This window comes from Enterobacter sp. R-1.6.2, assembly GCF_035064085.1.
Classification (GTDB): domain Bacteria; phylum Pseudomonadota; class Gammaproteobacteria; order Enterobacterales; family Enterobacteriaceae; genus Enterobacter; species Enterobacter asburiae_B.
Genome location: NZ_JASEYI010000098.1, coordinates 1 through 1,183, shown reverse-complemented (window position 1 = coordinate 1,183; position 1,183 = coordinate 1). Strand labels below are relative to the sequence as shown.

1 protein-coding gene is annotated in these 1,183 nt (G+C 47.8%); it reads left to right on the top strand.

Annotated elements, in window-relative coordinates:
- Positions 1–69: 69 nt before the first annotated feature.
- Positions 70–1,074, top strand: a complete 1,005-nt coding sequence (locus tag QMN93_RS25945) for an IS110-like element IS4321 family transposase (protein ID WP_000427623.1) — start codon at positions 70–72, stop codon at positions 1,072–1,074.
- Positions 1,075–1,183: the final 109 nt, after the last annotated feature.

Below are 1,183 nucleotides of genomic sequence, written 5' to 3'. Positions count from 1 at the left end.
TTTAATGAGATGGTCACTCCCTCCTTCCCGGTACTATGCTGAGGACAGGCTTTCATTCGGAGAACTATCATGGAAAACATTGCGCTCATTGGTATCGATCTGGGTAAAAACTCTTTCCATATTCATTGCCAGGATCGTCGCGGGAAGGCTGTTTACCGTAAAAAATTTACCCGGCCAAAGTTGATCGAATTTTTGGCGACATGCCCCGCTACAACCATCGCAATGGAAGCCTGTGGCGGTTCTCACTTTATGGCACGCAAGTTGGAAGAGTTGGGGCATTCCCCAAAGCTGATATCACCACAATTTGTCCGCCCGTTCGTTAAAAGCAATAAAAACGACTTTGTCGACGCCGAAGCTATTTGTGAAGCTGCATCGCGTCCGTCTATGCGTTTTGTGCAGCCCAGAACGGAATCTCAGCAGGCAATGCGGGCTCTGCATCGTGTCCGTGAATCCCTGGTTCAGGATAAGGTAAAAACAACCAATCAAATGCATGCTTTTCTGCTGGAATTTGGCATTAGCGTTCCCCGAGGAGCTGCCGTTATTAGCCGACTGAGTACCATTCTTGAGGATAATAGTTTGCCTCTTTACCTCAGCCAGTTATTGCTGAAATTACAACAGCATTATCACTATCTTGTTGAGCAGATTAAAGATTTGGAATCCCAGTTGAAACGAAAGTTGGACGAAGATGAGGTTGGACAGCGCTTGCTGAGCATTCCCTGCGTCGGAACACTGACAGCGAGTACTATTTCAACTGAGATTGGCGACGGGAAGCAGTACGCCAGCAGCCGTGACTTTGCGGCGGCAACAGGGCTTGTACCTCGGCAGTACAGCACGGGAGGTAGGACGACATTGCTGGGAATTAGTAAGCGAGGTAATAAAAAGATCCGAACTTTGTTGGTTCAATGTGCCAGGGTATTCATACAAAAACTGGAACACCAGTCTGGCAAATTGGCCGATTGGGTCAGGGATTTACTGTGCCGGAAAAGCAACTTTGTCGTCACTTGTGCTCTGGCAAACAAGCTGGCCAGAATAGCCTGGGCCCTAACGGCACGACAGCAAACTTATGTAGCATAACGGCAGAAATACACCGGTTTAAAGAATTACTGATCTGGTTTTGCGAATACTGATATTGATGATACTAACGGCCCACCGGCCTGTTGAGGAACCTGTAAAACGGAAAGGC